Below are 20,566 nucleotides of genomic sequence, written 5' to 3'. Positions count from 1 at the left end.
ATTCAGAACGAAGCAAGGCGTAATGAAGAATCTATTTTTAACATGCATACAATGACAATATTAGATACAATCATAGAAAGAAAAAAAGAAGAGATTAAGGTTTCAAAATCAAAAAATTCTATTGAAAAATTGAAAGATTCACCATTTTTTGGAAGAAAAACTTTTTCATTAAAAGAATCTGTAAAAAATAAAAGCGGAATTATCGCCGAGTTTAAAAGACAATCTCCATCAAAAGGAATCATTAATGATCAGGCTTCCCCTTTAGAGGTTACTTCAGCGTATGAAAAATTCGGAGCAAGTGGAATTTCAATTTTGACGGATAAAGATTTTTTTGGCGGAAGTTTTGAAGACATTTTACAGGTAAGAAATCACATCAACATTCCTATTTTACGAAAAGATTTTATGGTAGATGAATATCAGTTTTATGAAGCAAAAAGCATGGGTGCTGATGTTATTTTATTGATAGCCTCTTGCCTTTCTCCCAATCAGGTTCAGGAATTCACCGAATTATCTCATGAATTAGGATTGGAAGTTTTATTGGAAATTCATACGGAAGAAGAATTGAATCATTTCAACTCAAAAATTGATTTGGTTGGCATCAACAATAGAAATTTAAAAGATTTTAAAGTGGATCTTCAGCATTCTGTCAATTTAAAAAATCTACTTCCAAGAGACGTTTTATCTGTTGCAGAAAGTGGAATTTATAGTATTGAAGATTTTAACTATTTAAAAGAAAAAGGATTTGACGGATTTTTAATGGGTGAATATTTTATGAAAAATAAAAACCCTGCAAATACGTTTGAAGAATTTATATCGAATATAACTGCTTAGTAGTAAAATTTCAAGTAAATAAAATAATGAACACTCCCCTATTAAAAGTCTGCGGATTAACAAAGCTTGATCAAATTCAGGAATTAATTTCCATGAACACAGATTTTCTTGGTTTTATATTTTATGAAAAATCACCGAGATATGTTCTGAATCACTTGAGTTTAGAAGATATTTCAAAAATTAACCATCAAGGAAAAGTAGGCGTTTTTGTGAATGAAGAGGTTAATACAATACTAGAAATAACCCAAAAAGCAAATCTGAATTTTATACAGCTTCACGGTGATGAAAGTGAAGATTTTATTTCAGAATTAAAAGAAAAACTGGATCCTGAAACTGGAATTATTAAAGTATTCAGAATCGGAGACCAAAACGAAGATTTAGCATTTAAAATTGATAATCTAAAATCTAAAATCAATTATCTGCTTTTCGATACAGACAGTAATGCATTTGGAGGAACAGGAAAACAATTTGACTGGACTCTGTTGAATAAATTTAAAATCCCCCTTCCTTATTTTTTAAGTGGCGGAATTTCAGAAGAGAACATCCATAATATGGAGATTTTAAATCAAAAACCCTTTGCTTTAGATATTAATTCAAAATTTGAATTAGAAGCCGGAATTAAAGATGTTGAGAAAATTAAAAAATTTAAAGCTTTGTACCAATAAAACCCCCAAGGGACTCATTTAAAATAAATTAATAACTTTATATTAAAATTAAAACACAAAAGAATCATTTAAAGTAAATAGATAAAAAACGGGATGATAAACATACATTTGATAAGAAAAAATTTCTATAAAAGACTATTTCCACCCAAATTTGGAAATAAAAGAGTTCAAACTTTGTATAATTTTATATCTAAAAATGACAATAATTTTGAGCATTGGGAGCTTGGTGGACTATTAACTGATTTTATCAACATCATTAAAATTTATGATGAAAAAGATACACAAGATTTTTTTGATAAAATCAATTTATGGAACAGCTATTATCTTGTTATTATTTCTGATAAATTTTTAGATAATAGAGTAAAATCAAATGTTACTTATGATTTTGGAAACATTTATGCAAAGATTTTTTTATCATATGAAAATTTTGATTCCTACTTTTTAATTGACAATCTGGAGATTGCCATTACAATGTACAACTCAAAATTAGAATTAACCACTTTAATTGATTTGATTAGTAAAATAAATTTACTACACCATAAAAAACTAATAACCAAGCAACAACACAATTATAACATTGCTTTTATTAATCGCTTAAAAGATGAAGTATCAAATTAAAAAGCCGAATGAGCTAACAGAAAACGAAATAAAAATTATATTGAATCTTTGGGAGGTTACAGAATGGGACTCTATGGACTCTACCTATTTCCGCTCTTTCTTTAAAGACTCTGAATTTCATATTCTTTTTGATTCAGAAGGAGAAATATTAACTCTTATGCGCCTTAATTTTGATTTCGTTTTAGAAATTGCTAACCAACACTATCATTTTGCAGAAGTAGTAGGATTGGTTTCTGCACACAAGAAAAAAGGATATGGTAAAAAATTGATCAAGTATTGTATCGATAATATTACCGAAAGAAATCTTGAAAGTATTGGTTTTTGTGCGACAGAGTTAAGACCTTTCTATGATAAATGTGAGATCAGTATTTTACATAACAAAGCTAAATCTATTCAAGAGAAAAGTGGCTCCGAATGGATACCATCCGATGATGATGATATTTTAATTTTTAATCTATCAGAAGAGAAAAAGCAACTTTTATATCAGTTAAGTTCTGAAAACAACGCTTATTTATTACAATAAAAAAAGAAGAAAGAAATGAATTATAAAAACCCCGATGAACACGGATATTATGGAGAATTTGGAGGTGCTTTTATTCCGGAAATGCTCTACCCAAATGTAGAAGAATTACAAAAAAATTACCTCGAAATCATAGAATCAGAAGATTTTCAAACTGAATATCAAGATCTGTTAAAAAACTATGTTGGACGGGCTACTCCACTTTATTTTGCCAAGAATTTAAGTAAAAAATACAATACAAAGATCTATCTTAAAAGAGAAGATCTTAATCATACAGGAGCGCATAAAATAAACAATGCTTTGGGGCAGGTTTTATTGGCAAAACGTTTGGGTAAAACCAGAATTATTGCGGAAACAGGAGCCGGCCAACATGGTGTTGCCACCGCTACCGCTTGTGCTTTATTGGGCTTGGAATGTATTGTTTACATGGGTGAAGTTGATATTCAAAGACAGGCTCCCAATGTTGCCAGAATGAAAATGCTGGGTGCAGAAGTTATTCCTGCCACTTCAGGATCAAAAACATTAAAAGATGCTGTAAACGAAGCATTAAGAGATTGGATCAACAATTCAGTAACCACTCATTATGTTATTGGAAGTGTGGTCGGTCCGCATCCTTTCCCGGATTTGGTAGCGAGATTTCAAAGTATTATTTCAAAAGAAATCAGAGAGCAACTTAACGAACAAATCGGAAGACAAAATCCCGATTACGTCATTGCATGTGTTGGTGGTGGAAGCAATGCAGCAGGAACTTTTTATCACTTTGTGAATGAAAAAGACGTACAAATTATTGCCGCAGAGGCCGGAGGTTTAGGAGTTGATTCAGGAAAATCAGCAGCAACAACATTTCTTGGAACTTTAGGCGTTTTGCATGGAAGCAAAAGTTTAGTCATGCAAACGGAAGACGGACAGGTCATCGAACCACACTCTATTTCTGCTGGATTAGATTATCCGGGAATCGGACCTTTTCATGCACATCTATTCAAAGAAAAACGTGCTGAATTTTTCAGTATTAATGATGATGAAGCTTTAAAATGTGCTTTTGAACTGACCAAATTAGAAGGCATCATTCCTGCTTTAGAAAGTTCGCACGCTTTAGCAGTTTTAGACAAAAAGAAATTCAATGAAAATGATATTGTTGTTATCTGCCTGAGCGGTCGTGGTGATAAGGATATGGAAACCTATCTGAAGAATTTAAAATAATGATCAAAAAGGACTTCCTCAATACTTTACAATGGTCTTTTGTGATTTTCGTATCATTTTATATGATTACTTACGGAGCCGCAAAATTTACACAATTTGGAGAAATTTCAGAATATTCAAGACCTCTTTTTTCTTATCAGGGAATGGATATCATGTGGGCATTTTATTCGTATTCAAAAACGTATGCTGTCATTTTAGGACTATTTGAAATACTCGGTTCATTACTTTTTTTGATTCCAAAAACGAGAATTATTGGTGGGCTGGTATTATCAACTATTTTGATCAATATCATTTTACAAAACTATTTTTATGACGTTCACAGAGGAGCTATGGCCAATGCTATAACCTATCAGATTCTTATCATCATAGTCTTTTTTATGAATAAAGAAAAACTGATTGCTATGATTAAAAGTTCTTCAATCAACTTCAGTTTTCAGAGAAAAAAAATAGTCTTACGAATACTCCTGATTCTTGTCCTTTTATTTGTATTGATGCTGGCACAAGAGGGAGTGGGATTATTATTAAACATTTTAAAAATATGAAAAAACTAAACATATACTTTACCGCAGGAATTCCACAATTGGAAGATACTGCAGATATTATACAACTCATCCAGGATTCCGGAGCAGATATGATGGAAATCGGGATGCCTTATTCTGATCCTGTTGCAGACGGGCCCGTTATTCAGCAAGCTCATGAGATGGCTTTGAAAAATGGAATGACCATCGAAAAGCTTCTATCACAGTTAAAATCGATTAAAAATGAAATCAGAATTCCTATTATTTTAATGGGATACATCAATCCGGTTTTAAGTTTTGGTTTTGAAAACTTCTGTAAAGAATGTTCAGAAAGTGGGGTTTCAGGATTAATTATTCCCGATCTTCCGCCTATTGAATTCGAAAAAAATTATCAGAAAATTTTAGAAAAATACAATCTGAATTTCACATTTTTGGTAACTCCGGAAACTTCTGACGAAAGAATATTATATCTGGATTCATTAAGTTCAGGATTTTTATACGCCGTAAGTTCGTCTTCTACAACAGGAAAAGAAAATGCAGTATTAAAAAATGAAGATTATCTTTCCAGATTAGCTTCTCTTCCATTGAAAAATCCTGTTATGATTGGGTTTGGAATAAAATCAAAGCAAGATTTTGAAAACGTTACGGAAAAAGCTGATGGCGGAATTATCGGAACTGCCTTTGTAAATATTCTTTTACAAAATAAAGATTGGAAGATAAAAGCCATAGATTTTATTAATTCCGTAAAAAATTAAAATTCACTAAATTTGTATGTCAATAAAAATGGTATGAAATCGTGATTCTATATCATTACAAGAAAATCGACATCCACACATGAATACAAATCAAAATAAAGTAGTAGAATTTGAAGATCTTGGCGTAAAAGAATATCAACCTTCTTGGGACTATCAGGAAAAGCTGATGAAAGCTATTATTGATACCAAAATAAAAAACCGCGATTTACCTGCTGAGCAACATACGACCACTTCCAACCATTTTCTTTTGGTAGAACATCCTCACGTGTATACTTTAGGAAAAAGTGGACATGAAGAAAATATGCTGGCGGGAATAGATCAATTAAAAGAAATTGACGCTACTTTCGTGAAAGTGAATCGTGGCGGAGATATTACCTATCACGGGTACGGACAAATTGTTGGCTACCCTATTTTAGACCTTGAAAATTTCTTTACGGATATTCATAAATACATGCGAAATCTTGAAGAAGTAATCATCCGTACCATCAATGAATATGGTTTGAAAGGTGAGCGTTCTCCTGGCGAAACCGGTGTTTGGCTAGATGTTGGAAAGCCTTACGCAAGAAAGATCTGTGCAATGGGTGTAAAAGCTTCACGTTGGGTTACCCTACACGGTTTTGCCCTGAATATTAATACCGATATGCGCTATTTCGAATATATTGTTCCTTGTGGAATCAAAGACAAACAAGTGACTTCTTTAAAAAGAGAATTGGAAAGAGAATTAACACCAGAAGAAATGATTGATATTAAAGCGAAGATCAGAAAACATTTTGCAGGTGTTTTTGAAGCGGAATTAATTTCTAAATAATCAAAATTGCATCTACAGAAATTATTTTTATGCCTATTCCTCATACTTCTGCAATCATGTGTAGGTTCAGATACAACTTTTTTACCTGATACTCTAGATCAGGCAAAGAAGGAAGGTTTACTAATTAACATATTCGAACCTTCTTTAAGAACAGTGAAAATAAACAAAACTGAATATTATTTAGAAAATGCTTATACTTCATTTAAGTTCAATTCAAAAAATGACTTAAGAATTAATAAGAATTTTTTCGCTTTTATTATTAAGCTAAAAAATATAAAAACGGGTAAGCAAGAACTTTCAACAGAAGATTTTATTGATTATCCTAAGTATATTAATTTTTATTCTGAGCAAGGTGGAATTCACGATTCTCAACTTAGTATTACTTATGATGATATTTCCAAAAGAAAAAATCTAGATACCATAACAATAGGATTTAATGATTTTTCTGGAAAAGAAACAAAAATTAAATTTATAAAGAAAAAGTAAACCATCATTTTTTATGATGGTTTCTTGTTTTATCATTTCAGAAACAAACAATCAATTTACATTCGTATTTCTAAAACTTTAGGCTAATTACAAATAAACCTTAGATTTTGAAAGCTCAAAATGATTTTTAATTTTATCTTTGGGTAATCTCTTATTCTTTTAAAACAATTTTTCAAACCAAAAACTTTTCAACCCCATGAAGCTTATCAACCTGTTGTGTCTTGCACTTTCATTTTTATCTTTCACAGCTCTTTATGGGCAAAATAAACCTGACTATGCAAATAGAATAGATAGTTTAATAAGAAATAAAAGTCCTCGCCCGTTCAATGGTGTTGTATTAATCACTCAACATGGTCAGGATAAATATTCTAAAGCTTATGGTTTTGAAAATATAAAAACGAGACATCCTTTACAAATGGATGACCAATTTGAGATCATGTCAAACACCAAGCAAATCACATCCGTTTTGGTTTTAAAAGAAGTTGAAAAAGGCAAGATAAATCTGCATTCACCTATTAAAAAGTACCTTCCCAATTTAACTCAGCCTTGGGCAGATTCGGTTACTGTTCATCAGTTGTTGAATCATACGCATGGAATTGTAGACACTGAAAAACCTTTACTCTTCAAACCCGGTTCTGATTTTAAATATGGAAATTTATCTAATATTCTTCTAGGAAAAATCATCGAAAATACCTCTAAGAAATCTTACACTCAGTTGGCCAATGCATTATTCAAGCAACTTAAAATGAAAAATACATTTTGCTATTCAAAAACCAACAGAAGAAATCTTGTATCTGGCCATATCAATAAAGACAATGTACTTACCGTTGTACAGGATCCTTTCATAAATGATGAAAACCTACCTGCAGATGGCGTTATTACGACTGCTAAAGATCTATCCATCTGGGACAGCCTCCTTCATAATGGTAAAATATTGAACCCCAAAACCTATGCATTAATGACCAGTGCTTCGGCCATGTCACAACATGATGTTTTCGGGAAAGAAAAAATGGGCTATGGGTATAATATCAGAATTGTAAAAGACAACGGAATTGAATATTTGGGTCATACAGGATTAGGAGACGGTTTTGCTTCTTTAAACATTTACATCCCAGCCTATGATATGAGCGTTATTGTTCTGGAAAATCAGATGAGTGAAGAGAGTAATTTATACTATTATTTTGAAACTTTAATTAAAAATATTGTTTTACAGTCTCTTCATAAAAAGTAAAAATCATCATATTGAATGGTAATGAAACATTCTAAAAAGGTTGATTTTAAGATATGATAAAGAATTAGTACTTTTACAACTTATATAAAACAACTTGTAGTTGCTAAATGAAAAAAAATCCGTCAGATAAAATATTAATGTTATTAAAAATGAGAGGTGAAGTTACCTCACAACTCATTGCTGAAGAATTGGGCATCACTAAAGAAGGTGTTAGAAAACGTTTGTTAAATTTCGCTTCAGAAGGATTGGTAAAAGCAGAAGTAAAAAGTGAAGGTGTAGGCCGCCCATCCACTTATTATGCTCTTACAGAAAAGGGATTCTCTAAATTTCCAGATACGCATGCGGAGGTGAGTGTACAACTCATCAAATCAGTAAAAAAACTCTTGGGAGAAAACGCATTGGATCTTTTAATTAACGATCGGGAAAATGAGCTGTATACCAAATATGCACAGGTTATGGACCTCGCCACAACCTTTGAAGAAAAGCTTGATATTCTTGTACAAAAGCGAACGGAAGAAGGTTATATGGCCGAATGGAAAAAAGAAAACGACTCTTATTTCCTTATTGAAAACCACTGTCCTATATGTGCTGCTGCAACAGAATGCCAAGGATTTTGTCGTTCAGAGCTTAATAATTTCAAACAACTTATAGGGTCAGACTTTGATATAAAAAGAGTAGAATATATTATTGAAGGCGGAAAACGCTGTATGTATAAAATTGATCAAATAATGCAGTCTGCTACATCTTAGTATTGCTCATTATCTTAAAACTTGTTTAAACTTTTTATTTTTAACCACAAAAGAGTCAAAAGAATTGCACATTATTGAAGCTAATTTTGAACTGTAAACAAGAACACATAAGTTTTAAAAAATCTTTGCATATTGAGCGGAGTCGAAATAGTATTCTTTTGTACACTTTTGCTTTCTCAATAACCAATCCTTAATAAATCAACGATAGCTTTTGATTCTTTTGCGGTTAAATTTTTAATTAGTTTAAACAGAATTTTATTTAATCCCACCATCTTTTTAAACCTTTTTTCTTAAATTCATTAAAGAAGGCGTTAAAAAAGAAGCAATTCCCACAAGGAAAATAACCAATCCTAACACGATAAAAGTAACATTTACGCCTATTGCATCCGCCAAATATCCTGTGCAGATGAGTCCAAAAACAGTGGGCAATACCTCTATGCTAAAGTACATGGCAAATACACGCCCCAAAAGGCTTTCGTGTATTTCCTCCTGTACCAAAGCTGTAAATCCTGCACTGTAAAAAGAAGCTGCAATACCTGCAATTCCCGTGAGTAAGGTGTAAAATATAAAACTTTGAGCAGATAGCCAGCCTACCCACGCAAAAGCGATTCCAATTAATACATGAGATATATTAATGATAATTACCTTATGAATATTGGGTTTCCAGATACCTAATATGGCTCCGCCTACTAGCATTCCACCACCCCACACGGTTTCGATAATACTCATTTCAAATTTTCCTCCTTTAAAATGCTCAATCGTCATTAAAGGAAATAATACGCCAATAGGCATCAAACAAAATCCTGCGATTATAGAATACAAAAACAGAAACGACAATCCTTTATTTTTAAGCACTTCATACAGCCCTTTCTTCATATCTTCCCAAACCAATACTAAGTTTGTCTGGTTTTTAGTTTCTTTCACGGGAGATGGAATATGAATAAAGAGCAAAGAAACGATAGCCATTATCGCTCCTGCAATATCCAGAAGCAATACATTTCCTATAGATAACATTCCTATCGCCAATGCTCCTAGCGCCGGTCCCGCAATATTAGAAACAGATTTAATGATCTGGTTGATACCTGCAATCCGAAACAATTCTGATCTTGGCGCCAATAAAGGAACCGTAGCCTGCATTGCCGGCATATGAAAAGCCGATCCTACAGACCGGAGACCTAGTATAATATAAATAAATTCTAAGTTTTGATATCCAAAATAAAAACCGAGAGACATCACCAATGTACATACAGCAACAAAACCATCCGCTACAATCATTGTTTTTTTCTTATCCCAGCGATCAACATATACTCCGGCAAATGGTCCGATCAAAGCTTGAGGCAATAATCCTGCAATCGCAGCATACGCAAGAACCTCTGCGGATCCTGTTTCTAAACTCAACCAGATAATAATGGCGAATCCTACTGCCGAACTGCTTATCAATGAGAAAAATTGACCTGTCCATAAAATAGCGAACTTTTTTCTCCAATTATTTTCCATATTCAACACTTAACATATTTTACGTAGGCAAAGATATAAGAAACGAAATAATAAAACAACAATTTAGTTGTTTTATATGAAATTAAATGTTAAAAAAGTTAAACAATGTTATTTCTCGTAATTAAATTGCGTACAATTTAATTTTGCCGTATATTTGTCCCATAATTTAAAACAACAAGAATGTCATTAATAGAAGATTTAAACTGGAGACATGCAGTAAAAGCATATGATCCATCAAAAAAAGTATCACAAGAAGATTTATATACCATTTTAGAAGCTGCTAGATTGGCTCCTACTTCATCGGGACTTCAACCCTTCCGTATCGTTGTCGTAGAAAATCAGGAATTGAAAGAAAAAATGGTGCAAGGTGCATTAAACCCTGAAGTAATGAGAGACAGTTCACACGTTTTGGTATTTGCTGCTTGGGATAGTTATTCTAACGAAAAAATTGATAAAGTATACGATCATCATACAGATGTGAGAGACTTACCACAAGGACGTTTCAACAGTTACACTGATATGTTGAAAAAAATCTACGGTGCACAGACTCCTGCAGAGCATTTTGCACACACCGCTCGCCAAACTTATATTTCTTTAGGATTAGCAATGGCTCAGGCTGCTGAATTGAAAATCGACAGTACACCTGCAGAAGGTTTCAGTAATGATGTAGTGGATGAAATTCTTAACCTTAAAGAATTAGGTTTAAAAAGCGTAAGCCTTTTATATCTTGGATACCGAGATGCGGAAAAAGACTGGTTGTCTACCATGAAAAAAGTACGTGTTCCTATGGAGGAATTCATCATTAAAAAATAATTATTAATAACGCTTTCTCATTCAATCTTATTATGGAAACCCCAAAAACGCCAATATTAGAAAATCAAATTTGCTTTCCGCTCTATGTGATTGCAAAAGAGATTACAGGATTGTATCGTCCTTTCCTTGATGAACTCGACATCACCTATCCTCAATATCTAGTGATGATGGTACTTTGGGAAAATGATGGACTTACTGTAAGCCACATCGGAGATAAACTGTTTCTTGACAGCGGTACCCTTACCCCACTTCTTAAAAGACTGGAAGGAAAAGGCTTTATCACAAGAAAAAGAAAAAAAGAAGATGAAAGAGTTGTAGAAGCTTTTCTAACAGATGTTGGAAGACAACTGCAGCAAAAAGCATGTGAAATCCCGGGTAAAATTCAGCGCAAGATTGATGTTCAACCTGAAGATTTGATACAGCTAAAAGAAAGCATCCAAAGAATATTAAACAAAATAGAAAAATAAAATATGAAAACATTATATACAACCAGCGTTACCGCTAAAGGTGGAAGAAACGGACAAGTAAAAAGTGAAAATGGAGTTTTGGATATTGAAGTAAGAATGCCCAAAGCCTTAGGAGGTGGCAATGATGATTTTGCCAATCCTGAAATGCTTTTTGCAGCCGGATATTCAGCGTGTTTTGACAGTGCATTGAACAGAGTGATCAGTTTAAGTAAAGCAACAACGGGTGAAACTACGGTAACGGCTCAGGTAAGTATCGGACAAATTGAAAACGGAGGATTTGGATTAGCCGTGGAATTGGATGTGAATATTCCGGGAGTATCTATTGAAGAAGCTCAGGCATTAACGGATCAGGCTCATCAAATTTGTCCTTATTCTAATGCAACAAGAAATAATATTGAAGTGAAACTTTCAGTTACCAATAACTAAATTCATTTCTTTTACACATATCTCAAAATCTGTTTCCTTTGGAAGCAGATTTTTTTGTTTACTGCACATTCGTATAAACTTATTTATCTTTTTCTCACTTTTCATTGAAATTATCTAATTTTAAGGATGAACTTTTTTAAACTTTTTATTTTAACCACAAAAGAGGCAAAAGATTAATACATTAATATTTAAAGTTGATCATTAAACTGGAAATAAGAACACATCAGTTTTTAAAAATCTTTGCCTATTGAGCGGAGTCGAAATATTAATCTTTTGCAAGCTTTGTTTTAAAAATAACCGAACTTTAAATGATTCAATAATAGCTTTTGTACCTTTTGTGGTTTAATGCTTTAATTAGTTTAAACAGGATTGAAAATAGAATTGGAATTGATGTAATCTATTCTTCCAAATAGTAATTATTAGTTTAAAATAGCAAAACTTAAAATCATGAAAAATAGTTATCTATACTTTACATTCATTTTGATCTTATTTCAAATGAATGTATCTGCTCAAAAAGTTAAAAATAAAGACTCTTATAATTATCAAATAAGAGAAGAACATGGCGACTTAAATAATGATGGTAAAATGGACAAGATCATAGTAGAAATGGATACTATAAACGAAACAAGACCCTTACGTTTACAAATATTCTTATCTCAACCCAATGGAAAATTAGCGTTAGTCGTCTCTTCAACCCAAATAATTGAACCCCAATATCCTATTGAAAACCACGGGAAATTTAATGGATATCAAATTTCCAATTTCTTTATTGAAAAAGGAATTCTAACCATGTGGACCGAAATTAAAGGAGGAAATATATCGTATGATTTCAAATATAACAAAGGAAATTTTGAATTAATTAATGTCAATAAGTTAATCAATAATGCAACCAAAGGGTATATTGACGAAAATACAGTATTTACAGAAACTAAATTTAACTTAATTACAGGGCTGAAAATAGAAACTGATGAAGTATATGGTTCAAAGAAACCCTTAGATAAAAGAAAAAAAACAGTTTTCATTAAACCTTTACCAAAAATTCAGGATGTCAAATTTTCTGATAAAAACTTATATTAAAAATTGAGTTATGGTTTGTTATATCAGCTTTGTTTTAGCTTATAACTAGGTTTAGTTATACCTACTTAAAGATTTATCTTTATTTTAAACGCAAAGGCTTGCAAAGTTTTTCTGCCAATAATTCTGATAATTTTTAAGCTCGCAAAGGCGTTCTACTCAGCAAAGTTCACAAAAAATTCATTATTCTAATGGATCGATTGATGTATTTAAAAGTTCATTGAGCCCATATTGATCGAATAATAACTTTCCTATTTCAAGTTTCGACCAGCCTTCTTTCAGCTTATACGTAAATGTGAGTTCATTATTTTCTAAAAAGCATTCTAAATTCAGCAGTAATACATTTTTATTTTCAGTCAAATGATTTTCGATGAGATTTAAATGTGTGGAAAAAATAAAAAGAGAGTTTTTAAATTTAGATAAACCATTCACTGTAGTAACGGTAATTTGCGCTGCATCATTGATGTTAGTTCCACTAAATATTTCATCAAATACTACGAAACAATTTTTAGATTTTAATTCTAGTAAAACACTTTTTACATTCATGATTTCCTGAGCAAAATGGCTATACCCTTCTTTCAGGTTATCATTAACAGAAAAATAAAGGAAAATACTGTCATAAAAAGGAATATTACAGTAATCAGCCGGAACCGCAATTCCTAAATGAGCAAGCAAAACAATGATACTGATCGATTTCATAGTCGTAGATTTTCCCGACATATTGGCTCCCGTAAAAACAATTGTATTTTTATCCTTTACATCTAAAGTATTTTTAACAGCATTCTTCAAGTCTAAATGATAAAAGTTCTCAATCGTAAAAGTATTTTCAACATTAAATTGAGGAAATACCAAATTGTTCAGCTTAATTCCTTTTGCAATGCTAAAATATACATCAAACATGTAAAAGAAATCCCAAAATACGTCAAAACTTCCCGCCTCAATTTTGGGTGTAATCTTGAGAAGAATATTTTTTCTTTGCTTGAAATCAAGTTCTTTATTATAAAAATCAATGATGGATAATGAGTTGATGAATGTAATCATCTTTTCAATTTCATAAGAATATTCTAAACAGATCTCTTTCTTTTGTAAATTTTTCAACAGCAATTCAAAATGATAAAAGAAGTCGATTAACAGCGAAATATTAGTATTGATTTCTTTAAAATATTCGCGATATGTAAGGCTCGTTAAGTAATTATATTGGCTAACATCAATTTCATCCAAAAACCTTTGAATTGCAGAAACTCTGTTTTCTTTAATCTGGAAAGGATCAATAATCTGAAAATTCTCCAAGAATAGTTTTAATTTTTGCTGAACATACAATGTCTGATTCTTGTTGAAGGATTTTTGGTTGAAAAATGATAGTAAATATTGCTTTGATTTTCTCGTTTGAGTGAAATTAAAATGAGCAACTATTTCAGAAATATTTTCCATGATTCATTGATGTTGATATTTGCGTTTGTAAAACTATTTATTTAAATCTAAAGGTTGTTTTAAATAAATCTTAAAATTATCCCGTAAATTCTACAAATCCATTAAAGCTCAATCAATCTTTTATTTTTCTAACTCATTTTAAATAAGGAACCTGTTTAAACTAATTAAAAATTTAACCGCAAAAGAATCAAAAGCTATCGTTGATTTATTAAGGATTGGTTATTGAGAAAGCAAAAGTCTACAAAAGAATAATATTTCGACTCCGCTCAATAGGCAAAGATTTTTAAAAACTTATGTGCTCTTATTTGTAGCCTAATGCTCAACTTAAAGTGACTAATTTGTTAATCTTTTGTCACTTTTGCGGTTAAAATAAAAGTTTAAACAAGTTGAAGATTTATATTGTATTTCCTTTCTCTTTTACATGAAATTATTTATTTTTAAGGGAAATATCTTTCACGTTGATAGAATATTTTAAATCTGGAAAACTAATAAAAAAGCTAACCTATGAACCCTGAAAACTTTACAGAATTAAATGATCAAGAACTTTTACAGAAAGCAAAAAAATTAAAAAACAACAAAATAATTGATGCTACAATTATTGGATTTACTCTGGGAGCTGTAGTGTATGGTGCCATAAAACATGGTTTTGGATTTTTCACTTTCTTTCCTTTGGTATTACCATTTTTCATCGTTAGAAATTCAGCAAATAATAAACTCCTGGAAAAGGCCATTCAAAAAGAGTTACAATCTAGAAATTTAAGCTGAAAATCTTATCCAATTCGGAAAATGAATGAATATGAATAATTATAAAAAAGAAATTTCAGATAAGATTTGTTATACTGACCTCGTTTATGGGCGAATAAATAAGAAACTTAATATCGATCTTTCAAATGACAAAATTGAAGAAATGATTTTAACCATTTTAGCTGAAACAAACGAAACCGGATACGAAAAAAAAGGAAAAAACATTTACATAACAAACCTTGAAAGAAATATAAAACTTACCATTAATTCTAACACAAACAGAATAATTACAGCTGATAAGTTGAACAAAATAACAAGAAACCGTAACATCAAATCATAGTATTTCAAAATATTAAAAAATTACGTGGAGAAACTTTTAAAACATTTAGTTTTTAAAACTTTTTCTCATTTAATTTTAAACTCAACCACCACAAAATAAATTAGTTGCCTTTTTTCAAACTAAAAAAACATGAAAAATCTATTTCCCATTATTATCCTTTCAATAGTTTTATTGTCTTTCAAACAGAAAACAGAACTTCATACAACAAACAAAAAAACAAACACTACAATCAATGATACGCTAACTAACAACTTAAAATTAGCTTACGAAAAAGATGCAATTACTGGGTTTTCAGTTTCTGTAGTTAATGAAAATGGATTGATTTATGATAAAGGATTTGGATTTGCAGACATTGACCATCATCAACCCTACACCTCACATACTGTTCAGAATATAGCATCAATATCCAAGACTTTAATAGGAATATCATTGCTTAAAGCTCAAGAATTGGGAAAATTAAATTTAGATGGTCCTATCAATAAATATCTGCCTTTTACAATCGTTAATCCAAATTACCCTAACACTCCCATCTTAATCAAACATTTGGCGTATCATACGTCTTCCATTACTGACCTTGATGAAATTTATGCAAAATCATATATTCTCACAAAAAATGAACACGCCGATAACGAAGGTGTTTATGATTACTTCAATAAACCTGAAACCAATATTTCATTAGCTAATTTTATACAAAACAGTCTTACCCAAAATGGAAAATGGTACACTAAAAAATCATTTTCAGACGTAAAACCCGGAGAGAAAAGAGAATATTCAAATATAGCTGCTGCGCTCTGTGCATTGGTTATAGAGTCTGCAACCGGACAAGATTATCGCTCTTTTACTAAAGAAAACATCATAAAACCATTACGGATGAATAGCTCCGGTTGGTCATTAAAAGAAATTGATTTTACCAAACGGTCCAGATTGTTTGCTAACAAAGAAAAAATGATCGCTGAATATTCTCTCATAACCTATGCAGATGGTGGATTCCTAACGTCAAGCCATGATTTAGGGTTATTTTTATCTGAGCTCATCAAAGGTTATCGAGGAAATGGAACCTTATTAAACAAAGAAAGCTATCAGAAACTTTTTGAAAAAAATACCTTTTTAAATGACAAAAAAAGTGAAGAATATGGAATTTTCATTGAATTTCGTGATGGATTTTTAAACAGTAAAGAAGATTTAATTGGTCATAATGGTTCTGATCCAGGAGTTTTTACAGCAATGTATTTTAACCCACACACTAAAATTGGAAAAATAGTATTGGCAAACACAGATACCGATTTTTCAGATAAAGTATGGCCCGAAATAGAGGAAATATGGAAATCATTATCAATAAATAAAAGTCATTAATAAAGAGCTTTTCAGAGAATTTTAAGTTTCCTTCTACTCTACTTTTTTTGCTATGGCTATTTTCCAATTCTACTTTTTTCAGTAATTTGGGATTCAGTAAAAAACATGATGTATCGTTGATTTCAACAGAATTTTCACTCAAATTAATACCATATATTTTCATTAAACTACTACTACAAAATGATATGAAAAAGGACATTTTAGAAAAAATTAAACAACTTGGAGGAAATATAGACCACGTAAAAGGGAATTCATTATCAGACGATATCCTTTCTATTCGTTTTAATACGGTACTTTACCCAAGAACAGAAGATACGCCTTGGCAAACAGCAGAAGATGCAGAACCCATTTATGGAATTGGAGAATTTTTAAACGAAAACGAAGAGCTTTTCAAAACCGATAAACAAGCATTCTATGATAAAATAATCGATACATATTTTCGATTGGAAGATGAAGGTTATGGGCAAGTATTTTGGCAACCCAAACTTTTCACGCCGTTTAAAGATGGAACTGAAGATTTCGAAGAATGGAATTCAGAATTTATAGATGAAGATATTGATTTGAGTGAAATTATAAAAGTAACTCATGATAAAACACCCGATTTTATTGAAATATTTTACAGTTATGGCTTCCCGGATCATTACTATATCTGCTTATCTGACCCAAATCCTGAAAATCCGACTTTGTTTGGAACTGATCATGAAGAATATTTTAGAGAAGTTACCAACGAAGGAAATCTTGAAGATTTCCTGAATACATTTATCACCAAAGAAGAACTGATCGAAATTGTAAAAAATAGAATTGAAAAATAAGACCTTAATCACCTCAATATAAAATTACTAAACCTTAAAAAATTGAAAAAACTCATTGCTTTCACTATTACCATTTGTACTTTCATTCATTTATATTCACAAAACACCTATGCCTTTTTTGGTTCATTTAATCGAGATAAAAATACCGAAGGAATCTATGTTTATCAATTAGATATGATGAGTGGAAACTTATCAAAAGTAACCACTTTTACAGGTATTTTAAATCCGTCTTTCCTTACATTATCGCCAGATGGGAAATATGTTTTTGCCTGTACAGAAAGTAAAACCACGAATGGAGGAAGTGTCAGTAGTTTTGAGTTTAATCCTGAAAATAAATCACTCACCTTTATCAACAAGCAAAAAAGTGGTGGTGAAAACCCGGTTTATCTAGCCGTTCATAAAAATAGCAAATGGCTGGTTAATGGAAATTATACCGAAGGAAGCGTTTCCGTATACCCAATTTTAGAAAACGGAAAGATACAGCCCTATGTTCAAAACTTTCAATATACAGAAGGGAGTATAGATCAGGGAAGACAAGATCGTTCTCATATCCACTCCACCGTTTTCTCACCTAATTTTGATTACCTCTTTTTACCAGATTTAGGTGCTGATAAAATCAGAACGTATCGATTTGAAAATGAAAAAAATCAACCGTTACAAGAGGCTGAAACTCCTTTTACAAAAACAACATTAGGAAGCGGACCAAGACATTTTACTTTTCATCCCAACGGAAAATTTGCGTATTGCATTGAAGAAATGGGCGGAGCAGTAAGTGCCTATTCTTACGAAAATGGAAAACTGAATAATCTGCAAAGAATCAATACCCATTCTGAAAAATATAAAGATGATTTTGAAAGTTCGGATGTTCATATTTCCCCTGATGGAAAATTTTTATATGCTTCGAATCGTGGATCTGAGAATAATATTGCTATATTTTCTATTCAACAAGATGGAAAACTAAAAACCGTTGGTTATCAATCTACCAAAGGAAAACACCCGAGAGTATTTGGCCTTGATCCCACAGGAAAATTTCTGATTGCCACCAATGCAGGAAGTGGCGATGTGGTTGTATTTAAAAGAAACCCTGAAACCGGATTATTAAAAAAAGTGGATAAAAAGATTAACATTAAAAGTGTTTCTTGTGTACAGATTAAAGAGTATTAGTTGAAAATTTATTTAATGTTTAAAGAATGAGAAGTACACCCATTTTATCAATACTAATGTATACTATAATTCTAATAGGTTATAATAAACTATATTCACAAACTAAGACAGACCATTTTGACTATTTTGTGAGAAAGTAATCTTATCACAACTTTAAAAGTTTAAATGATGTCAACGGTAAATGGCGGGAATTAAAAAATGACACATTAATTTATACAACTTATTTCAAAGGTGCGGCATGTGACATTCCTAATGCTGAAAAAATGAATATTAAAATCGTAAATGATACGATTATCTTCAATTTTGGTTTGAGTAAAAAAGATCCTGATTGTGAAAGAAGGTTTGGAGTAGCAGGTATTATGGTTGATTTTGTATTGAATAAAAATAAATTTCCCGATTACAAAAAATTTAAAATAAAGAAGATCATCCGAAACTAAAGCTAAACCAAAATACAAAAACTCAACTCTTCAATTTATTTCTTACTTTAAACTAAACACTATAAATCATAAACAAAGAATGAAATTCAATAAATTTTACATTGGAATAATTTTAATTATAATAAGTTTTATTCTCAGTACATATAATTTTTATTTATTTTTCTTTACCATCCCAATGTATTGTATTGGAAGTATTTTTGTTATTATTTCTCCTATAAAAATTATATATAAGATATTGAGTATAATACTACCGTTAGTTTTATATGTACCCGTAAATTCTCTTCAATTAGAAATTTATAAATACCTCAAAAGAAAAGAATTTATAGTTCCTACAAATTACTCAGGTCCGCTAAGAATTATTTACGAAGAAAACTGCGGCGAAAAATTCAATGAGAAAAATAAAACGTATCAATTTCCACAGGATGGAATTTTAATTCTCTTTGCAAAAGAAGACGGAGGAATTAATCATCATTATTTTTACATGAATAAAAATGGTGAAAAAGTTGAAATTCCCCAAGTTGACATTACTGAGAATAAAAAACCGACCCCTAGCGTTTCATTGATTGGATTCATTGAAAAAAACAATACAAAATATATTGATCTTTATATTAATCATGGAAATTCTGTTCAATATAATTTTTTTGGAAGCAATCCAAAGCTTGATTCGTTAACAACAGTAAAGGTTAATGATTGTAGAAAAAAATAGGTATTACCTCGTCTTAGAATCACTCTTTTTAAAAGCATCAACTGATTTATAAGCATCATTTTTCTCTTTCTCTTTTTTATCTGAAATTAAAATTCCAAAAAGATGGTCGATTTCATGCTGGAAAATAACTGCCGTAAATCCTTCTACAATTTCTGAATATTTTTGACCTTTTAAATCAACATATTCTAATTGAATTACTTTACTTCTATAAAATTGGTCTCTGAATTCAGGGATGGATAAATCTCCTTCCGGACCCAGATTTTGTAATTCTGATCTCCAAACAATTACAGGATTAATAAAATACTCCAAAGGTTCATTTTGTTTATCAAAGCGCTGAACCCAGATGATTTTTCTATTGATTCCAACTTGTGGTGCTGCAATTCCTACTCCACCATCCGTTGAAAGCAAAGATTCTTTCATTCTTTTAACCAAAGTTGCCGTGTTCGGATCTTTAGCATCAATTTCTGTCGAAAGGCTTAACAAAGTTTTATGCTGATTTTCATCAGTCGTTTGATAAATCGGTAACGCCGAATTTTTATCACCCTGATTAATAATGGAAATTTCGTTGGAAGTTAATTTCTGAGCATTAATTAAACCGATGAAAAGTATGAATAGAAAGGATAATTTTTTCATTTTTGATGGATGTTTTACAAATATAATTAATGTGATTAGGTTTTGGTTAAAACCAATTGATTTTTTGTCATAAAAAAACGGGCTAAAGCCCAATGTCATTAAGTTAAGGCTTTAATATATTGATTTTCAGTTAATTTAGTTTGTTTTACTGGTTGTTTTTTTGTATATTTAACAGTGAATCAATCAGTTAAATCGAGGAGAAAAAGTGTGAATGATATTATTTCTTCTCTCCAATTTGAAATTTCTCATAGCTTTACAAAGAAAAATTTTGTAGTTGATGTGAAGGAT

General features: G+C 31.1%; 25 protein-coding genes. 22 read left to right on the top strand and 3 right to left on the bottom strand.

Features of this window, described 5'->3' with window-relative positions; genetic code table 11:
- Window positions 1–51: 51 nt before the first annotated feature.
- The 11 genes from trpC to BUB80_RS01320 all read left to right on the top strand — a co-directional run bounded on the left by trpC (window position 52) and on the right by BUB80_RS01320 (window position 8,381).
- Entirely contained in the window at window positions 52–831 is a 780-nt protein-coding gene (trpC, locus tag BUB80_RS01370; RefSeq protein ID WP_073290220.1) for an indole-3-glycerol phosphate synthase TrpC, read from the top strand.
- Between the two features lie 26 nt (window positions 832–857).
- Window positions 858–1,496: a phosphoribosylanthranilate isomerase gene (locus BUB80_RS01365; protein WP_073290219.1), complete on the top strand. Its 639-nt coding sequence runs from the start codon at window positions 858–860 to the stop codon at window positions 1,494–1,496.
- A gap of 93 nt (window positions 1,497–1,589) precedes the next feature.
- Entirely contained in the window at window positions 1,590–2,114 is a 525-nt protein-coding gene (locus tag BUB80_RS01360) for a hypothetical protein (RefSeq protein ID WP_073290217.1), read from the top strand.
- Entirely contained in the window at window positions 2,098–2,637 is a 540-nt protein-coding gene (locus BUB80_RS01355; RefSeq protein WP_073290215.1) for a GNAT family N-acetyltransferase, read from the top strand. Before BUB80_RS01360 ends, BUB80_RS01355 begins: the two co-directional genes overlap by 17 nt.
- 15 nt (window positions 2,638–2,652) lie before the next feature.
- On the top strand, window positions 2,653–3,834 hold the full coding sequence (gene trpB / locus BUB80_RS01350) for a tryptophan synthase subunit beta (protein ID WP_073290213.1): 1,182 nt from the start codon (window positions 2,653–2,655) through the stop codon (window positions 3,832–3,834).
- Window positions 3,834–4,376 carry a hypothetical protein gene (locus BUB80_RS01345; RefSeq protein WP_073290211.1) on the top strand — a complete coding sequence of 181 codons (543 nt, stop codon included), beginning with the start codon at window positions 3,834–3,836 and terminating at the stop codon, window positions 4,374–4,376. Before trpB ends, BUB80_RS01345 begins: the two co-directional genes overlap by 1 nt.
- A complete protein-coding gene (gene trpA / locus BUB80_RS01340) occupies window positions 4,373–5,107 on the top strand; it encodes a tryptophan synthase subunit alpha (protein ID WP_073290210.1) in 735 nt (244 codons plus the stop codon). The genes BUB80_RS01345 and trpA overlap by 4 nt, the downstream gene beginning before the upstream one ends.
- Window positions 5,108–5,186: 79 nt before the next feature.
- Window positions 5,187–5,915 carry a lipoyl(octanoyl) transferase LipB gene (lipB, locus tag BUB80_RS01335; protein ID WP_073290208.1) on the top strand — a complete coding sequence of 243 codons (729 nt, stop codon included), beginning with the start codon at window positions 5,187–5,189 and terminating at the stop codon, window positions 5,913–5,915.
- Window positions 5,916–6,068: 153 nt separating this feature from the next.
- Window positions 6,069–6,401, top strand: a complete 333-nt coding sequence (locus BUB80_RS01330; protein ID WP_139262475.1) for a hypothetical protein — start codon at window positions 6,069–6,071, stop codon at window positions 6,399–6,401.
- Between the two features lie 196 nt (window positions 6,402–6,597).
- Complete coding sequence (locus BUB80_RS01325) at window positions 6,598–7,632, top strand: serine hydrolase domain-containing protein (protein ID WP_073290204.1); 1,035 nt, start codon at window positions 6,598–6,600, stop codon at window positions 7,630–7,632.
- 107 nt (window positions 7,633–7,739) lie between these two features.
- Window positions 7,740–8,381: a helix-turn-helix transcriptional regulator gene (locus tag BUB80_RS01320; RefSeq protein ID WP_073290202.1), complete on the top strand. Its 642-nt coding sequence runs from the start codon at window positions 7,740–7,742 to the stop codon at window positions 8,379–8,381.
- Between the two features lie 276 nt (window positions 8,382–8,657).
- Here BUB80_RS01320 and BUB80_RS01315 read toward each other — a convergent pair whose 3' ends face one another.
- A complete protein-coding gene (locus BUB80_RS01315) occupies window positions 8,658–9,878 on the bottom strand; it encodes an MFS transporter (RefSeq protein WP_073290201.1) in 1,221 nt (406 codons plus the stop codon).
- Between the two features lie 180 nt (window positions 9,879–10,058).
- On the opposite strand from BUB80_RS01315, the gene BUB80_RS01310 reads away from it, so the two are divergent.
- The 4 genes from BUB80_RS01310 to BUB80_RS01295 all read left to right on the top strand — a co-directional run bounded on the left by BUB80_RS01310 (window position 10,059) and on the right by BUB80_RS01295 (window position 12,661).
- Window positions 10,059–10,691, top strand: a complete 633-nt coding sequence (locus BUB80_RS01310; RefSeq protein WP_073290199.1) for an NAD(P)H-dependent oxidoreductase — start codon at window positions 10,059–10,061, stop codon at window positions 10,689–10,691.
- 32 nt (window positions 10,692–10,723) lie between these two features.
- The gene (locus BUB80_RS01305; RefSeq protein WP_054510667.1) at window positions 10,724–11,158 is read left to right on the top strand and encodes a MarR family winged helix-turn-helix transcriptional regulator; all 435 of its coding nucleotides are present in this window, start codon (window positions 10,724–10,726) and stop codon (window positions 11,156–11,158) included.
- 3 nt (window positions 11,159–11,161) lie between these two features.
- A complete protein-coding gene (locus BUB80_RS01300) occupies window positions 11,162–11,584 on the top strand; it encodes an organic hydroperoxide resistance protein (RefSeq protein WP_073290197.1) in 423 nt (140 codons plus the stop codon).
- A 447-nt stretch (window positions 11,585–12,031) separates the two neighbouring features.
- Window positions 12,032–12,661, top strand: a complete 630-nt coding sequence (locus BUB80_RS01295; RefSeq protein ID WP_139262473.1) for a hypothetical protein — start codon at window positions 12,032–12,034, stop codon at window positions 12,659–12,661.
- A gap of 180 nt (window positions 12,662–12,841) precedes the next feature.
- Here BUB80_RS01295 and BUB80_RS01290 read toward each other — a convergent pair whose 3' ends face one another.
- A complete protein-coding gene (locus BUB80_RS01290) occupies window positions 12,842–14,089 on the bottom strand; it encodes a MutS-related protein (RefSeq protein WP_073290193.1) in 1,248 nt (415 codons plus the stop codon).
- Window positions 14,090–14,593: 504 nt separating this feature from the next.
- Here BUB80_RS01290 and BUB80_RS01285 point away from each other — a divergent pair.
- From BUB80_RS01285 to BUB80_RS01260, 7 genes are all read left to right on the top strand, one after another.
- Window positions 14,594–14,854 carry a hypothetical protein gene (locus BUB80_RS01285; RefSeq protein WP_073290191.1) on the top strand — a complete coding sequence of 87 codons (261 nt, stop codon included), beginning with the start codon at window positions 14,594–14,596 and terminating at the stop codon, window positions 14,852–14,854.
- A 31-nt stretch (window positions 14,855–14,885) separates the two neighbouring features.
- Window positions 14,886–15,173 (top strand): DUF3781 domain-containing protein, encoded by a 288-nt coding sequence (locus BUB80_RS01280; RefSeq protein WP_073290517.1) that lies wholly within the window; start codon window positions 14,886–14,888, stop codon window positions 15,171–15,173.
- Window positions 15,174–15,302: 129 nt separating this feature from the next.
- Window positions 15,303–16,526 (top strand): serine hydrolase domain-containing protein, encoded by a 1,224-nt coding sequence (locus BUB80_RS01275; protein ID WP_073290189.1) that lies wholly within the window; start codon window positions 15,303–15,305, stop codon window positions 16,524–16,526.
- Window positions 16,527–16,711: 185 nt separating this feature from the next.
- Window positions 16,712–17,338: a hypothetical protein gene (locus BUB80_RS01270; protein WP_073290188.1), complete on the top strand. Its 627-nt coding sequence runs from the start codon at window positions 16,712–16,714 to the stop codon at window positions 17,336–17,338.
- Window positions 17,339–17,380: 42 nt separating this feature from the next.
- Complete coding sequence (locus BUB80_RS01265; protein WP_073290186.1) at window positions 17,381–18,502, top strand: lactonase family protein; 1,122 nt, start codon at window positions 17,381–17,383, stop codon at window positions 18,500–18,502.
- Window positions 18,503–18,765: 263 nt separating this feature from the next.
- Window positions 18,766–18,939, top strand: coding sequence for a hypothetical protein (locus tag BUB80_RS23525; protein WP_175549553.1), 174 nt, complete (start codon window positions 18,766–18,768; stop codon window positions 18,937–18,939).
- 235 nt (window positions 18,940–19,174) lie between these two features.
- Complete coding sequence (locus BUB80_RS01260) at window positions 19,175–19,645, top strand: DUF6843 domain-containing protein (protein ID WP_139262471.1); 471 nt, start codon at window positions 19,175–19,177, stop codon at window positions 19,643–19,645.
- Between the two features lie 3 nt (window positions 19,646–19,648).
- On the opposite strand, the gene BUB80_RS01255 is transcribed toward BUB80_RS01260, so the two are convergent.
- Window positions 19,649–20,278, bottom strand: a complete 630-nt coding sequence (locus tag BUB80_RS01255; protein WP_073290183.1) for a peptide deformylase — start codon at window positions 20,276–20,278, stop codon at window positions 19,649–19,651.
- Window positions 20,279–20,566: the final 288 nt, after the last annotated feature.

It is taken from the genome of Chryseobacterium polytrichastri (genome assembly GCF_900142445.1).
GTDB lineage: Bacteria > Bacteroidota > Bacteroidia > Flavobacteriales > Weeksellaceae > Chryseobacterium > Chryseobacterium polytrichastri.
The sequence above is the reverse complement of the archived record's forward strand: the minus strand, read 5'-3'. Positions and strand labels throughout refer to the sequence as shown.

Coding starts and splice junctions, on each gene's coding strand:
- BUB80_RS01345 (WP_073290211.1), top strand. CDS start 3,834: ATGATCAAAAAGGACTTCCTCAATACTTTACAATGGTCTTTTGTGATT.
- BUB80_RS01295 (WP_139262473.1), top strand. CDS start 12,032: ATGAAAAATAGTTATCTATACTTTACATTCATTTTGATCTTATTTCAA.
- trpC (WP_073290220.1), top strand. CDS start 52: ATGACAATATTAGATACAATCATAGAAAGAAAAAAAGAAGAGATTAAG.
- BUB80_RS01325 (WP_073290204.1), top strand. CDS start 6,598: ATGAAGCTTATCAACCTGTTGTGTCTTGCACTTTCATTTTTATCTTTC.
- BUB80_RS01355 (WP_073290215.1), top strand. CDS start 2,098: ATGAAGTATCAAATTAAAAAGCCGAATGAGCTAACAGAAAACGAAATA.
- BUB80_RS01280 (WP_073290517.1), top strand. CDS start 14,886: ATGAATAATTATAAAAAAGAAATTTCAGATAAGATTTGTTATACTGAC.
- BUB80_RS01320 (WP_073290202.1), top strand. CDS start 7,740: ATGAAAAAAAATCCGTCAGATAAAATATTAATGTTATTAAAAATGAGA.
- BUB80_RS01360 (WP_073290217.1), top strand. CDS start 1,590: ATGATAAACATACATTTGATAAGAAAAAATTTCTATAAAAGACTATTT.
- trpB (WP_073290213.1), top strand. CDS start 2,653: ATGAATTATAAAAACCCCGATGAACACGGATATTATGGAGAATTTGGA.
- BUB80_RS01305 (WP_054510667.1), top strand. CDS start 10,724: ATGGAAACCCCAAAAACGCCAATATTAGAAAATCAAATTTGCTTTCCG.
- BUB80_RS01275 (WP_073290189.1), top strand. CDS start 15,303: ATGAAAAATCTATTTCCCATTATTATCCTTTCAATAGTTTTATTGTCT.
- trpA (WP_073290210.1), top strand. CDS start 4,373: ATGAAAAAACTAAACATATACTTTACCGCAGGAATTCCACAATTGGAA.
- BUB80_RS01285 (WP_073290191.1), top strand. CDS start 14,594: ATGAACCCTGAAAACTTTACAGAATTAAATGATCAAGAACTTTTACAG.
- BUB80_RS01300 (WP_073290197.1), top strand. CDS start 11,162: ATGAAAACATTATATACAACCAGCGTTACCGCTAAAGGTGGAAGAAAC.
- BUB80_RS23525 (WP_175549553.1), top strand. CDS start 18,766: ATGAATATTAAAATCGTAAATGATACGATTATCTTCAATTTTGGTTTG.
- BUB80_RS01315 (WP_073290201.1), bottom strand. CDS start 9,878: ATGGAAAATAATTGGAGAAAAAAGTTCGCTATTTTATGGACAGGTCAA.
- lipB (WP_073290208.1), top strand. CDS start 5,187: ATGAATACAAATCAAAATAAAGTAGTAGAATTTGAAGATCTTGGCGTA.
- BUB80_RS01270 (WP_073290188.1), top strand. CDS start 16,712: ATGAAAAAGGACATTTTAGAAAAAATTAAACAACTTGGAGGAAATATA.
- BUB80_RS01290 (WP_073290193.1), bottom strand. CDS start 14,089: ATGGAAAATATTTCTGAAATAGTTGCTCATTTTAATTTCACTCAAACG.
- BUB80_RS01255 (WP_073290183.1), bottom strand. CDS start 20,278: ATGAAAAAATTATCCTTTCTATTCATACTTTTCATCGGTTTAATTAAT.
- BUB80_RS01365 (WP_073290219.1), top strand. CDS start 858: ATGAACACTCCCCTATTAAAAGTCTGCGGATTAACAAAGCTTGATCAA.
- BUB80_RS01310 (WP_073290199.1), top strand. CDS start 10,059: ATGTCATTAATAGAAGATTTAAACTGGAGACATGCAGTAAAAGCATAT.